The 13,702-nt window shown below is 68.6% G+C and carries 9 protein-coding genes and 4 pseudogenes; 2 read left to right on the forward strand and 11 right to left on the reverse strand.

Features of this window, described 5'->3' with window-relative positions:
- Positions 1 to 214 precede the first annotated feature (214 nt).
- From lpxB to AC2W7C_RS05635, 10 genes and pseudogenes are all read right to left on the reverse strand, one after another.
- Positions 215 to 1,398: pseudogene (lpxB, locus tag AC2W7C_RS05590) on the reverse strand (lipid-A-disaccharide synthase).
- The gene (gene lpxI / locus AC2W7C_RS05595; protein ID WP_486000557.1) at positions 1,395 to 2,228 is read right to left on the reverse strand and encodes a UDP-2,3-diacylglucosamine diphosphatase; all 834 of its coding nucleotides are present in this window, start codon (positions 2,226 to 2,228) and stop codon (positions 1,395 to 1,397) included. The pseudogene lpxB and the gene lpxI overlap by 4 nt, the downstream one beginning before the upstream one ends.
- Positions 2,225 to 3,010 carry an acyl-ACP--UDP-N-acetylglucosamine O-acyltransferase gene (lpxA, locus tag AC2W7C_RS05600; protein ID WP_486000558.1) on the reverse strand — a complete coding sequence of 262 codons (786 nt, stop codon included), beginning with the start codon at positions 3,008 to 3,010 and terminating at the stop codon, positions 2,225 to 2,227. Before lpxA ends, lpxI begins: the two co-directional genes overlap by 4 nt.
- Positions 3,010 to 3,477, reverse strand: a complete 468-nt coding sequence (gene fabZ, locus AC2W7C_RS05605) for a 3-hydroxyacyl-ACP dehydratase FabZ (protein WP_486000559.1) — start codon at positions 3,475 to 3,477, stop codon at positions 3,010 to 3,012. The genes lpxA and fabZ overlap by 1 nt, the downstream gene beginning before the upstream one ends.
- Positions 3,478 to 3,481: 4 nt before the next feature.
- A complete protein-coding gene (gene lpxD / locus AC2W7C_RS05610; protein ID WP_486000560.1) occupies positions 3,482 to 4,489 on the reverse strand; it encodes a UDP-3-O-(3-hydroxymyristoyl)glucosamine N-acyltransferase in 1,008 nt (335 codons plus the stop codon).
- Between the two features lie 12 nt (positions 4,490 to 4,501).
- The gene (locus tag AC2W7C_RS05615; protein ID WP_486000561.1) at positions 4,502 to 5,089 is read right to left on the reverse strand and encodes an OmpH/Skp family outer membrane protein; all 588 of its coding nucleotides are present in this window, start codon (positions 5,087 to 5,089) and stop codon (positions 4,502 to 4,504) included.
- 34 nt (positions 5,090 to 5,123) lie between these two features.
- A pseudogene (gene bamA, locus AC2W7C_RS05620) lies at positions 5,124 to 7,429 on the reverse strand (outer membrane protein assembly factor BamA).
- Between the two features lie 168 nt (positions 7,430 to 7,597).
- The gene (locus AC2W7C_RS05625) at positions 7,598 to 8,812 is read right to left on the reverse strand and encodes a M50 family metallopeptidase (protein WP_486000562.1); all 1,215 of its coding nucleotides are present in this window, start codon (positions 8,810 to 8,812) and stop codon (positions 7,598 to 7,600) included.
- A gap of 29 nt (positions 8,813 to 8,841) precedes the next feature.
- Positions 8,842 to 9,489: pseudogene (locus AC2W7C_RS05630) on the reverse strand (1-deoxy-D-xylulose-5-phosphate reductoisomerase); the annotation flags it as partial.
- A 435-nt stretch (positions 9,490 to 9,924) separates the two neighbouring features.
- Positions 9,925 to 10,071 (reverse strand): annotated as a pseudogene (locus AC2W7C_RS05635) (helix-turn-helix domain-containing protein); the annotation flags it as partial.
- A gap of 155 nt (positions 10,072 to 10,226) precedes the next feature.
- Here AC2W7C_RS05635 and aceA point away from each other — a divergent pair.
- Entirely contained in the window at positions 10,227 to 11,507 is a 1,281-nt protein-coding gene (aceA, locus tag AC2W7C_RS05640; RefSeq protein WP_486000563.1) for an isocitrate lyase, read from the forward strand.
- A 14-nt stretch (positions 11,508 to 11,521) separates the two neighbouring features.
- Complete coding sequence (locus tag AC2W7C_RS05645) at positions 11,522 to 11,731, forward strand: hypothetical protein (protein WP_486000564.1); 210 nt, start codon at positions 11,522 to 11,524, stop codon at positions 11,729 to 11,731.
- 169 nt (positions 11,732 to 11,900) lie between these two features.
- Here AC2W7C_RS05645 and AC2W7C_RS05650 read toward each other — a convergent pair.
- Positions 11,901 to 13,702: ATP-binding protein (locus tag AC2W7C_RS05650; RefSeq protein WP_486000565.1), on the reverse strand; the 1,802-nt coding region annotated here is incomplete at its 5' end.

The following is a 13,702-nucleotide window of genomic DNA, read 5'->3' on the forward strand; positions in this document are numbered from 1 at the left end:
ATCGCGACCAGGCGCCGATCAGCCATAGTGTATCGCGCGCCCGGCCTCGCGTCGGCGCCGGCGCGGCCTCAATGAACCCCGAAGCGCGTCGCTGGCGGAACGTCCTTCGGCGCGGCAGCGGGCCATGAAGGCCTTGCCGTCGACTGGGACAGGGCGGAGTCTCCAGGGCTTTCGTCTCTTCTTGGGTCGGGCGGCCGGTCAGTCGAGCGCGAGCCTAACCCAGCGCCATCCTTGCGGCCAGCGGCGCCGCGATCACCCGCAGCACCGCGTCCGCGGCGATCTGGGACGGATGCCGACCCTCGCGCCCCATCCGGTCCAGCGCCGCCGTCTGGCGGGCCGCCTGGTCGCGACGAGCGTCCGGATCGGCCAGCAGCCGCCTGACCTCGGCCGCCACCTTCTGCGGCGTGGCGTCCTTCTGGATCAGCTCGCGGGCGATCTCCTCGTCGGCGGCATGATTGAACAGCGTCGCGTACTTGCCGGTGAAGAAGGGCTTCATGATCGCGTAGCTGAGCGGCTGGAAGCGGTAGCCGATGACCATAGGCGCGCCGGCCAGGGCCAGTTCGGTCGACACTGTCCCGCTGGTCGCCAGCGCCACGGTCGCGGCCTTCATCGCGTCGTATTTCTCGTCCTCGCCGACCAGGTGGATGCGGAACGGCCAGGCGGCGATCCGGCCGGCTACGTCCTCGGCCACCGTGCCAGCCGCCACGACCGCCACTTCCAGCGCCGGATCGTCCTTCTTCAACCGCGCCACGGCGGCCTCGTAAACCGGGGTCATCAGCCGAATCTCGGAAGGCCGGCTTCCGGGCAAGACCAGCAGCAGGTCGGCGTCCGGGGCGATTCCGCGGCGGCTGCGGAATTCCGTTGGGTCGTTCTGGCTCATGTCGACGTGCAGCGCCTGGGAGCCCACCACCGTGGTCGGCAGCCCCTCGCGCTCGAACCAGGGCGCGTCGAAGGCGTAGAGCGCCAGCAGGTGATCGACGGATTGCGCCAGGGTCTTCGCCCGGCCGGCCGCGAGGCCCAAACCTGCGGCCCCACGTATTTGATCAGCGGGACGCCCGGCAGGGCCGCCTTCAGCGCCTTGGCCACCCGGATGGTGAAACCCCAGCTGTCGATCAGCACCACCGCGTCGGGCCTGTCGGCGACAGCCAGGGCGACGGTGTCGGAGACGCGTTTCTTGACCGTTCCGTAAGCCTTCAGGCCCTCGATCCAGCCAAGGACCGACAACTCCTTGATGTCGAACGGGCTCCGGACGCCCTCGGCGGCCATCTTGGGTCCGCCGACGCCCACGAAGACCACGTCCTGTCCGAGCCGTTCCTTTAGCGCGGCGGCCAGCCCAGCCCCCAGAGCGTCGCCCGACGCCTCGGCGGCGACCAGCATGACCTTCAGCGGGCGGCTCACCGGTTTTCCCCCCAGACGTACAGGCCCAGCCGGTCCGCGGCCTCGATCAGGGCGGCGCGGTCGATGACGATCAGCTTTCCTGCCACCCCGCCGACCCCCGCCAGCCCGGCCGCGGCCGCCATCTCGACCGTGCGCGCGCCCATCACGGGCATGTCCACCCGCAGGTCCTGGATCGGCTTGGGCGCCTTGCCCAGGGCGCCCTTGCGCCGTTCCGGGCCTCCACGCAGGTCCGCCGGCAGGCCCGCGACCCGCATCAGCATTGCGTCGGTCCCCTCTTGGGCCTCCACCGCCAGCACCAGACCGTCGCAGACGACCGCGCCCTGTCCGATGTCCAGTTCTCCGGATTTTTCAGCAACATGGAGCGCCTTCCTAAGGTCCTCCAGCTGGGCGGCGGTCGGCCACACCGCGCCCAGGGCGCCGGCCGGCAGGGTCTCGCCTCCCAGGATGTCGTCCGCGCCCTCGACGGCGTAGCCCTCGGCCTCGAACACCGACAGGATCTTGCGCAGCAGGGCATCGTCGCCCTTCGTCGCCGCCGCCACGATGCCCGGCAACAGCGTCGCGCCCTTGAAGTCGGGTTTCAGCGTCTTGAAGTCGGGACGATTGACCGTGCCGGCCAGGCAGACCGCCCGACACCCGGCCTTCCTCATCGCCGCCAGCACCTTGCCGATCTCGGCCATGCCGGCGTCGATTCCCGGATAGTGGGCCAGGTGCGGGTCCGCGAAGCCGGCCAGCCGGATCACGAACACCGGGCGGCCCTCGGCCTCGCATCGGGCGGCGACCGAAAGGGGCAACGCCCCTCCCCCGGCGATCAGGGCCAGCTTGCCGCTCATCGTTCCGGCAAGGCGACCGGACGCCGGGTGTCTTCGCGGATGAAGGCGATGATCTCCTGGATCTCGGGCAGATCCGCATAGGTCGCCGCAGCCGCGTCGAGCCGTTCGGAGAACAGCCCCTCGGCCTCGAAGATGTCCCGATAGGCCGCCAACAGCCGGCGGACGGCGTCCTTGCCGTAGCCCTTGCGCTTCAGCCCGATCAGGTTCAGGCCGTGCAGGCGTACGTGGTTGCCCCAGGCGGAGCCGTAGGGGATTACGTCGCGGGTCACCGCCGACAGGCCTCCGACGATGGCCCCCTGCCCGATCCGGCCGAACTGGTGCACCGCCGCCAGCCCGCCCAGGAACACCCGATCGCCGACCCGGACGTGGCCGCCCAGGGTGGCGTTGTTGGCGAAGGTGACGTTGCTCCCCACCACGCAGTCGTGGCCGACGTGCGCGCCGGTCATGAACAGGCTGTTCGAGCCGATGGTCGTCAGCTTGCGATCACCCGGCGTGCCCCGGTTGAAGGTGCAGTGCTCGCGGACGACGGTGTTCTCGCCGATTTCGAGCGCCACCGGCTCGCCCTTGTAGCCGCCGTGCTGCGGGTCGCCGCCGATCACGCAGAAGGGGTGGATCGTCACCCCGGCGCCCACCGTCGTGTCCTGCTGGATGACGACATGGCTGGCGACCCTTACGCCTTCGTCCAGCACGACATTGGGCCCGATGATGCTCCAGGCCCCGATCTCGACGCCGTCGGCCAGCCTGGCGCCCGCATCGACCTGGGCTGTGGGGTGGATCGCCATCAGGCCGCCGGCTGCTCGACGGTCACGACCATGGCCATGAACTCGGCCTCGGCCGCCATCTTGCCGTCGATGAAGGTCTCGCCCCGGAACTTGTAGGCGTCGCCCCGGGCGCGGGTCACCTTGACCTCCATGCGCAGCTGGTCGCCGGGGCGGGCGGGCTTGCGGAACCGGACGCCGTCGATGGACATGAACATGATGACCTTGTCGGCCACCGCCACGTCCATGGTCTTGGACATCAGCAGCGCCCCGGTCTGAGCCATGGCCTCGACGATCAGCACGCCCGGCATGACCGGATCGATCGGGAAATGTCCCAGAAAGAAGGGCTCGTTGTGAGTGACGTTCTTGATGCCGGTGATCGACGTTCCCGGCACGAAATCCTGCGCCTTGTCGACCAGCAGGAAGGGATAGCGGTGCGGCAACCGCCGCATCACCTCGGCGTAGTCGATGTCGCCCGTGTCCTCGGCCATGGGCCTACTCCCTGTCGTCCTTCTTCCGTGACGCCTGTTTGGACACCCAGACCGTCTCGCGCAAGAATTGGCGAATAGGTTTCGCGGGATAACCCGACCAGGTCTCGCCAGCCGGAATGTCCGCCAGCACCCCGGCGCCTCCGGCCACCCGCGCGCCGTCGGCGATATTGAGATGGTCGCCGATCCCCGCCTTTCCGCCGAAGATCACGCCGTCGCCGACCGTGACCGAGCCGGAAATGCCCGTATGGGCCGCGATGAGGCAGTTTCGACCGATCGTGCAATTGTGGGCGATCATGACCAGGTTGTCGATCTTGGTGTTCTCGCCGACGACCGTGTCGTCATAGGCGCCTCGGTCGATGCAGGTGTTGGCCCCGACGGTGACGCCGTCCTGCAGGATCACTCGGCCCAGTTGCGGAACGTCGATGGGGCCTGCTGGACCCGCGGCCGCTCCGAAGCCGGCCTCGCCGATCCGGACGCCGGCGTACAGCTTCACGCGGTCGCCGATCAGCGCGAAGCCCACGCTGACGTTCGGGCCGATGGCGCAGTCCCGGCCGATCTGCACGCCGGGGCCGATGACGGTGTTGGCGCCGATCCGCGTGCCGCGTCCGATCCGGACGCCACGGCCCAACACCACGCCGGGTTCGGCGACGACGGTGTCGTCCTCGGCGGCCTCGACCAGCGGGACGGCGTCCATCGCGATCGGCCGGTGCAGCAGCAACGACGCCCGCGCCCAGGCCGCCTGAGGTTGGTTCGAAGTCAGCACCGCCGCGCCGGCCGGGGCCTGGTCCGCCGCGGCGGCCGGAACGATGACGCATCCGGCCGCGGTGTTCCTCAGGGCCTCAGCGAATTTCCGGTCGCCCAAGAAGGCGATCTCGTCGGCGCCCGCCGTCCCCAAAGGCGCAACGGCGGAGATCTTTCGATCTCCGCCGCGCAGGATTTCAGCGCCGATCCGTTCCGCAAGACTTCCGACGTCCAGCGCCGGCAGGCTTTCGAAGAAGCGCGGATCTGGCATCCGTGACGCCGCCTACTGTTGCGGCTGAGCCGGCACCGGCGAGCGGGTGAAGGCCGGCAGGGTCGGCAGGGCGGCGTTCAGGCGCTGCAGGACGATGTCGGTGATGTCCATGGCCGGATTGCCCAGGAAGACCGAGTTGCGGTCCAGCAGGATGCTGCAGTTGCGCTCCTGATAAGCGGCGGCGATCAGCGGGCTGGCGGCGTTGCCGATGGTCTGCGTCTGCAGGCTTTCGGTGTAGCGGAGCTCCTGTTCGCGGGTCTGCTCGAGCTGCTGGGCCTCTTCCAGGCGCTGCTGCCACTGACGGCGGCGCGAACCGTCGGGGTCGGCCGCCTGGCCGCCCTGCTGCAGCTGCTGGGCCTCGGTCTGGATGCTGGTGGCGTAGGGCTGCAGTTCGCCGCGGACCTCTTCGGTCAGGCGCTGCATGCCCTGCTGGAGGGACTGGCCGGCGGTGGACTGAACCAGGACGCGCTGCGGGCTGTAGATGCACAGGCCGGTGATCGCCGGGCCATGAGTGATCTGAGGCGCGGCGGCTTGCTGGGCCGAGGCGGTCCCGGCGGCGAGGGTGGCGAGGGCGAAGGCGCCCAGAGCAATGAGTTTCATCGTGTGGCCTTTGGGGCGGGACGGCGTCCCGCGGTTAGAATTGGGTGGAAGTCGAGAAGCGGAAGGACTCGGTCTTGTCGTAGTCTTCCTTGCCGAGAACCTTACTGATGTCGAAACGGATCGGCCCCATCGGCGAACGCCAGTGGATGCTGAGACCGGCGGCGGCCCGCAGCTCCAGTTCGTCGACGATGTTGGTGGCCGGCTGACCCAGGGCGTTGACGGTGTAGCGATCGTCCAGCAATCCCAGGGTGCCCACGTCGGTGAACAGCGAGGTGCGTATGCCGTACTCTTCCGGCAGATAGTTCGGGACCGTCAGCTCCAGCGTGCCGATGGCGTAGAAATTGCCGCCCAGGGCGTCGCCGGTGGTCAGGTCGCGCGGTCCGAGGCCGGCGGTTTCGAAGCCGCGGAAGCTGTTGCCGCCCTTGAAGAAGCGGTCGTTGATCCGGACAGGATCGCCGCCCCAGCCCGCGACGTAGCCGGTCGAGGCGCTGGCGGTCACCACCCATTCGGGCGAAATGCCCCAGTAGGCCGACACGTCGGCTTCCGTCTTGACGTAGTTCACATCCCCGCCGATGCCGGCGAAATCCTGGCGCAGCGAACCGGTCCAGCCGCGGGTCGGGCGGATGGGATCGTTCCGACGATCGACCACCAGGGTGTAGCCCGCCGACGAGTTCAGGAACGAGCCCACCTGATCGCACAGGGCGTTCGAGCCCGAGCCGCCGGAGCCGCAGTAACCGCTCGGAACGATGATCTCGTCCGACTTCAGGAAGTAGCGGGTGCTCAGCAGCGTGTAGCCGTTCAGAGGGTACGAAAGGCGCAGACCGCCCCCCGTCGAGCGATAGTCGTACGACGAATACTCGCTCAGGTCGTAGCGCGAATGGAAGGCGTCGAAGCCGGCGCGCAGGTCGCGCCCCAGGAATTTCGGTTCGGTGAAGCGGAAATCGATCTGCTGACGCAGCGACCCCCATTCCATCCGGGCGACCACGTTCTGGCCGCGGCGCGGAAGTTGCGCTCGGTGATGCCCAGGTTCAGGACGAACGAATCGACCGAGCTGAAGCCGGCGCCGACGGACAGTTCGCCGGTGGGCTGCTCCTGCACGGTGACGTTGACGATCGAGCGGTCCGGCGCCGAACCGCGCGCCTCTTCCACCGTCACATCCTTGAAGAAGCCCAGGCCGCGCAGGTTGTTGCGCGAGCGCTCCAGCAGGGTGCGGTTGAAGGCGTCGCCTTCGCTCAGCATCATTTCGCGGCGGATGACGTTGTCGAGCGTCCGGGTGTTGCCGACCACATTGATCCGATCGACGTAGACCCGCTGGCCTTCCTTGATGTTGAAGGTGACGTCGACGGTGTCCGTCTCGGGGTTGGCCCGGTACTGAGGTTCGATTTCGACGAAGGCGTAACCGGCCGAACCGGCCGCGAACGTCAGGGCGTCGACCGCCGTCTCGATCTTGTCGCTCTCGTACAGGTCGCCCGAGCGGATCGGCAGCAGCAGCTTCAGGAAGTCCGGGTTCAGGCGGTCGTTCTCGGTGACCACCTCGACCGTACCGAAATGATAGCGGTCGCCTTCGTCGACCGTCAGGGTGATGCCGAAGGCGGAATCGTCGGGGGCCAGCTCGCTGACGGCCGACACCACGCGGAAGTCGTAGTAGCCGCGGTTGGTGTAGAATTTCCGCAGCTGCTCGCGGTCGTAGTCCAGACGGTTCGGATCGTAGTTGTCGTTGCTGGTGAACAGACGCCACCACTGGGACTGCTTGGTGACCATGACCTCGCGCAGGTCGTTGTCCGAGAACGCCTCGTTGCCCAGGAAGGTGATGGCGCGCACGCCAGTCTCGGGTCCTTCGTTGATCTCGAAGACCACGTCGACGCGGTTCTGGTCCAGCTGGACGATCTTGGGGGTCACCGTCGCCGAGATGCGGCCCGACAGGCGGTACAGCTCGACGATCTTGCCCACGTCCTCCTGGATCCGCGCGCGGGTATAGATGCCGCGCGGCTTCAGCGTGACTTCTTCGGTCAGCTTCTCCTCGCCGATCGCGCTGTTACCCTCGAACACCACCTGGTTGATGATGGGGTTCTCGACGATCTCGACGACCAGGTCGCCATTGGGCTGGATGCCCAGTTGGACGTCGGCGAACAGCTGGGTCCGCACCAGGGTCCGCACCGCGACGTCCAGCACCGAGGCGTCGACGGAATCGCCCGGCTGGATCGGCAGATAGGACAGGACCGTCGTCTGGTCGATGCGCTGATTGCCGCGCACCAGGATCCGGTTGACCGTCACGCGCTCGGGGCTCGCCTGTTCCTGCGCCGGGGCCTGCTGGGCCTCGATCGGCGCGCCGGGCTGGATGGCGGGGGCCGGCGGCGCTCTGGGGCGCGCTCTGGGCCAGAGCCGGACCGGCCAGGCCGGCGGCGACCGCGAGCACCACCAGGCTGGGGCTCAGGTTCCGGGCGAAACGAAGGGCGGACGCGTCGTGTTGAATCATTCGGGAAACCATCGGGGGCTGGCGTCGGCTCATCAAGCGAGCCCGCCGAGGAATTTGAACAGGCTCAGCTTCTGCAGGTCGTTCCAGGTTGCGAACAACATCAATCCCGCCAGCAAAGCAAGACCGACCCGGTAGCCGAACTCCTGAACGCGAGCGGGGACTGGCCTGCGGGCCACAGCTTCATAGCCGTAGAACAGCAGGTGTCCGCCATCGAGGACGGGAATCGGCAGCAGATTAACAATACCCATTCCGATCGAAACTATGGCGGCGAACTGAACAAGGTTCAGGGCGACGTTGGCGGCGACCAGCTCGAGCGGCGCCTCGACCGAGGCCGCCTGCTGCGTCACGCCGCCGGCGGTGCGGGCGATGCCCAGCGGACCGTTCAGCAGGTCGCCCGATTCCTTGCCGGTGAAGATGCGGCCCAGATAGCGGAAGGTGCTGCTCACGATCAGCTGCAGGCGCTCGACGCCCTTGCCGGCGGCTTCCACCGGGTTCAGGCGGCGGAAATGGTAGTCCTGAGGCAGCGGGCGCAGGTCCAGGCCGATTCGCGCCACCCGAATTCGGCCGGCGATGGCGTCGTCCTCGATCCGACGCTCCGGCGTCGCCACCAGCGTCACCGTCCGCCCTCCGCGATCGACCGTGAAGGTGAGCGGGTCGCCGGCGCTCAGGATCACCGTGCTGGTCACCGTCTCGGCCTCGGCCACCGCCCGTCCGTTCAGGCCCGTGATCAGGTCCCCGGGCTGGAAACCGGCCGCCGCCGCCGGCGAGTTCGGAGCCACGCCGTACACGCGCGGGGCCACGATCTGCTCGCCGATGACGCTGAACAGCACCGTCAGCAGGGCGATCGCCAGCAGGAAATTGGCCGCCGGTCCCGCCGCGACCACCAGCGCCCGCTGCCATACCGGCTTGAAATGGAAATACTCCCGCTCGGCCCCGGGCCCCTTCTCGGCCACGATCCGAGACTTCAGCTCGGCCAGGCCCGCCTGGTCCGGCACGCTCGAGGCGTCCAGATCGCCCGAGAACTTCACGTAGCCCCCCAGCGGGATCCAGCCCAGTCGCCACTCCACGCCCCGCCTGTCGGTGCGGCTGAGCAACGCCTTGCCGAAACCGATCGAGAAGCGGTCGATCTTCACGCCGAAGGCCCGGGCGACCAGGAAATGGCCCAGTTCGTGGATGGTGACGATGAACGTCAGCACCACGAGGAACGACACGATTGAGGTCAGCAGCTGGCCGAGAACGCCCGTCATGCGATTGTGGGTCCCTCTCCGCCTGGTTCTCAGGCCGCCGCCGCGAGGCCCTGGACGATGGTTTCCGCAGCCCGCCGCGCCGTCGCGTCCACGGCGAGAGCCGCGTCACAGGCGCTGTCGGAACAGGAATCCACCCCCGAGGCCGTCACGCGCGACAAGGTGTCGGCGACGACTGCGGCAATATTGAGAAAGCCCAGGCGCCGGTCAAGGAAGGCCAGGGCCGCCACCTCGTTGGCCGCGTTGAAGACGATCGGCGCCGCTCCGCCGGTTCTGAGCGCCTGCCGGGCCAGGCCCAGAAGCGGAAAGCGGACCTCATCCGGCGCCTCGAAGGTCAGACGGCCCAGGGTCGCGAGGTCCAGCTTCGGCGCGGGCCAGGCGATCCGCTCCGGCCAGGCCAGGGCGCAGGCGATCGGCGTCTTCATGTCCGGCGGCCCGAGCTGAGCGAGCGTGGAGCCGTCCACGTACTCGACCAGGCTGTGGATGATAGACTCGGGGTGCACCACCACGTCGATCCGTTCGGCCGGCGTGTCGAACAGATAGGCCGCCTCGATCATCTCCAGGCCCTTGTTGGCCATGCTGGCGCTGTCGACCGAGATCTTGGCCCCCATGCTCCAGTTGGGATGGGCGACCGCCTGCGCCGGCGTAATGCTGGCCATGGCCTCGGCCGGCAGGGTGCGGACCGCCAGGCCGTGCCTGGACTGCAACCGGGCGCGGGCGCGGGTCTCGAAGCCCTCGCCCGGCGTCTCGGCCTCCAGGGCCGCGGCGAGGGTCTCGCCCAGGGCGTCCAGTTCGGGGAAGTGGTTCCGGCGCGCCTGGACGTATTCGCGAACCCAGTCGGCCGGGCCGTCGTCCGAGACGCCGCCGGCCTCGGCCCTGGCCCGGCTGCGCTGTTCGGCGAAGGCGCGGTACAGGCGCAGGAAGGCGTCGGCGACGGCCGGCTGGTCCTCGGCCAGCTGCATGATCTCATGGCGCGGCGCGGCCAGGTCCTGGAACAGGGGGTCGGCGAAGACCTCAGCCAGTTCGGCCTCCGACGCCGGCCCGCCGGCCTGGCCCAGGGCGCGCAGATCGACGTCGTAGGTCTCGGCCAGCCGAAGCAGCAGCTGGGCCGAAACAGGGCGCTGGTTCCGCTCTATGTGATTGAGATAGCTGGGGGAAACGCTCAGGTCCGCGGCCATCGCCGTCTGGGTTAGGCCCAGGTCGCGACGCAGCCTCTTCAGGCGGCCTCCGAGAAAGAGCTTGCGGTCAGTGACGGTTTCCATGGCCGCATGATGTCACATCATGACTTAATATTCTCTGTCATAATATGACTCAATGACACGATATGTCTGTCTAGTTCTGTATCATTCGTGACTTCCGCATGGTCCTCTGCTTGCGACCCGCCGCGCTCCTGACGGCGGCCCAGCAGAGACCGACCATGACCACCTTCGCCGATCTCGTCCCTTCGCCCGCCGGTCGTTTCGACGGCGTGGAGCGTCCCTATGCGCCCGAGGACGTCCTGCGCCTGCGCGGTTCCGTCCCGGTGACCCACACCCTGGCCGAGCGGGGCGCCAACCGCCTGTGGCAGCTGCTGCACGAGGAGCCCTTCGTGAACGCCCTGGGTGCGGTCACCGGCAACCAGGCCATGCAGATGGTCCGCGCCGGGCTGAAGGCCATTTACCTGTCGGGCTGGCAGGTGGCGGCGGACGCCAACACCGCCGGGGCCATGTACCCCGACCAGTCGCTGTATCCGGCCAACGCCGCCCCCGAGCTGTGTCGCCGCATCAACCGCACCCTGCAGCGCGCCGACCAGATCGAGCACGCCGAGGGCGGGGCCAAGCGCGACTGGTTCGCGCCCATCGTGGCGGACGCCGAGGCCGGCTTCGGCGGCCCGCTGAACAGCTTCGAGATTATGAAGGCCTTCATCGAGGCGGGCGCCGCCGGCGTCCACTTCGAGGACCAGCTGGCGTCCGAGAAGAAGTGCGGCCACCTGGGCGGCAAGGTCCTGATCCCGACCCAGGCGCACGAGCGCAACCTGATCGCCGCGCGCCTGGCCGCCGACGTCATGGGCACGCCGACCCTGACGGTGGCCCGCACCGACGCCGAGTCCGCCCAGCTGATCACTTCGGACATCGACGAGCGGGACCATCCCTTCATCCAGCGCGACAATCGCACGCCCGAGGGCTTCTTCCGCCTGAAGGAGGGAACCGGGCTGGAGCACTGCATCGCCCGCGGCCTGGCCTACGCCAAATACGCCGACGTGCTGTGGTGGGAGACCTCCCATCCGGACCTGGACGACGCCCGCAAGTTCGCCGAGGCGATCCAGCGCGAGCACCCCGGCAAGCTGATGGCCTACAACTGCTCGCCGTCCTTCAACTGGAAGGCCAAGCTGGACGACGCCACCATCGCCAAGTTCCAGCGCGAGCTGGGGGCCATGGGCTACAAGTTCCAGTTCGTGACCCTGGCGGGCTTCCATAGCCTGAACAACGGCATGTTCGAGCTGGCCGACGGCTATCGGGATCGCGGCATGGCGGCCTATTCCGAGCTGCAGCAGCGCGAGTTCGCCAACGAGGCCCGCGGCTACACCGCCACCCGCCACCAGCGCGAGGTCGGCACCGGCTATTTCGACCAGGTGGCGACCGTCATCTCGAACGGCCAGTCCTCGACCACGGCGCTCAAGGATTCGACCGAGACCGCCCAGTTCGTCGCCGCCGAATAAGGAAGGAACCGCCCATGGAACCGATCAAGAGCACGGACGCCATCATCGACTTCTGCCTGGCGCCGCTGAGCCTGGACACCGGCTCGGAGGCCGAGCGGGAGGTGCGCCGCCGGATGACCCACGTCATCCGCACCCTGCAGTCCAAGCTGGCCGCCCCGGTGGCCGTGGACTTCTCCAACATGCCCAGCCAGGTCATCAACGAAGCCGCCCACGGCTACGAATAGGCGGGGCTCCTGGCGCTTTGAGCCCATACCCTCGTCATCCCCGGCCTTGTGCCGGGGATCCATAGACCCGGAGTTCAGTCGGGAAGTCTCGGACGTCGCGGTCCGAGTTCATGGATGGCCGGGACAAGCCCGGCCATGACGTCTTATTCCTCGACGATCGGTTTGCGACCTACGCCGCCATCGAGGCGGCGACCGCGCCGGGCAGGGTGGCCACCAGGTCCAGCAGTTCGGCGGCGTCGAACGGCTTGGCCAGGTGGCGGTCCGCCCCCGCCGCCTCGGCCGCGGCGATATGCTCGGCCAGGGCGTTGGCCGTCAGCATGACCACCGGCGTCCGGGGCAGGCCCATCGCCGCTTCGTGCAGCCGGATTTCGCGGGTCGCGGTCAGGCCGTCCATGACCGGCATCTGCATGTCCATCAGGATCACGTCGAAGCCGGCGTCGCGGGCGGCGTGCAGCGCCTGGGCGCCGTCCTCGACCTGGGTCAGCTCGATGTCGGCCTGCATCAGGATCATCTCGACCACCTTGCGATTGACCGGATGGTCGTCGGCGAGAAGAACGCGCAGCCGGCGCGCCTCCTCTGCCGCCGCCGCCGCGTCGGTCGCGGTCTTCATGGCGGGCGCTTCGGCCAGCCGCAGGGGCACCGTCAGGATGAAGGCCGAGCCGCCGCCGGGCTCGCTCTCGCAGTCCAGATCGCCGCCCATCATCTCGGCCAGCTGACGCGAGATCGACAGGCCCAGGCCGGATCCTCCGAACTTGCGGGTGATGCCGCCGTCGGCTTGTTCGAAGCGGCCGAACAGGCGGGCGCGGGTGTCGCCGTCGAAGCCGATGCCGGTGTCCTCGATCGAGAAGCGCAGGGTGGGCTCGCCGTTCAGGTCCGGGCCGGGCGCGGCGGTCAGGCAGACGAAGCCTGTGGAGGTGAACTTCACCGCGTTTGAGACCAGGTTGGTGAGGATCTGCTTGAGGCGGACCACGTCGCCCCGGATCCAGCCGTCCACCGCCTCGTCGATCTCGACGAAGAACTGCAGGCCCTTCTCGCGGGCCTGAGCCTCATACAGTTGGGCGGCGTCGCGGACGGCGCGGCCCAGGTCGAAGGGCTCCTCGGCGAGTTCCAGCCGGCCGGACTCGACCCGCGCCAGGTCCAGGATGTCGCTGAGCAGGACCTGCAGCGTCTGGCCGGACGACCGGATGAGGTCCAGCATCTCCTTCTGGCGGGCGGACAGCTCGGTGTTGGCCAAGGCCTGGGCGACGCCGATCACCCCGTTCAAGGGCGTGCGAATCTCATGGCTCATATTGGCCAGGAACTGGCTCTTGGCGCTGTTGGCCGCCTGGGCGGCGTCGCGCGCCTCGCCCAGGGCGTGGGCGTCGCGCTTCAGGTCGGTGATGTCGGTGCAGACCGTGACGATGCCGCCGGCGCGGGTGCGCCGGTCCGAGACCCGCAGCCAGCGGTCGCCCGCGATGTGCTGTTCGATGGTGGTCGACAGGGCCTTGCGATTGGCCAACCGCTCCTTGATCCAGGCGGACTCGCGCCCCACGGCGTCGGCGTAGAGGCCCTCCGACAGGCCGATGTCGATGATCTCGCGGAAGGTCATTCCTGGCTGGAGGCGCGAGGACAGCTCGGGATTCACCCGGGCGTAGCGGTCGTTCCAAAGCACCAGGCGGTCGTCGGCGTCGTAGAAGGCCATGCCGTCGGGCATGGCCTCGATCGCATCGCGAATCTGCGAGACGGCGTTCGAGCGCGAGGCCCAGGCCATGCCCGCCAGGGCCGCGGCGACGCCGGCCATGCCGATGACCATGGCGCCGATCACCAGGGTCATGGCGCCGGGCGACACGGTCCAGGCCATGGGCGAGATGGCCTGCGGAACGATGGTCATGGCGCTCATGGCCGTGAAGTGCAGGGCGATCACCGCCAGGGCCCCTCCAAGGCCGGCGGCGGCGGCTCGCCACCGGGCCCGGGGCCCGGAACGGAAGGCGG

It is taken from the genome of Brevundimonas sp. CURTG3B2_SDJG (genome assembly GCF_057364705.1).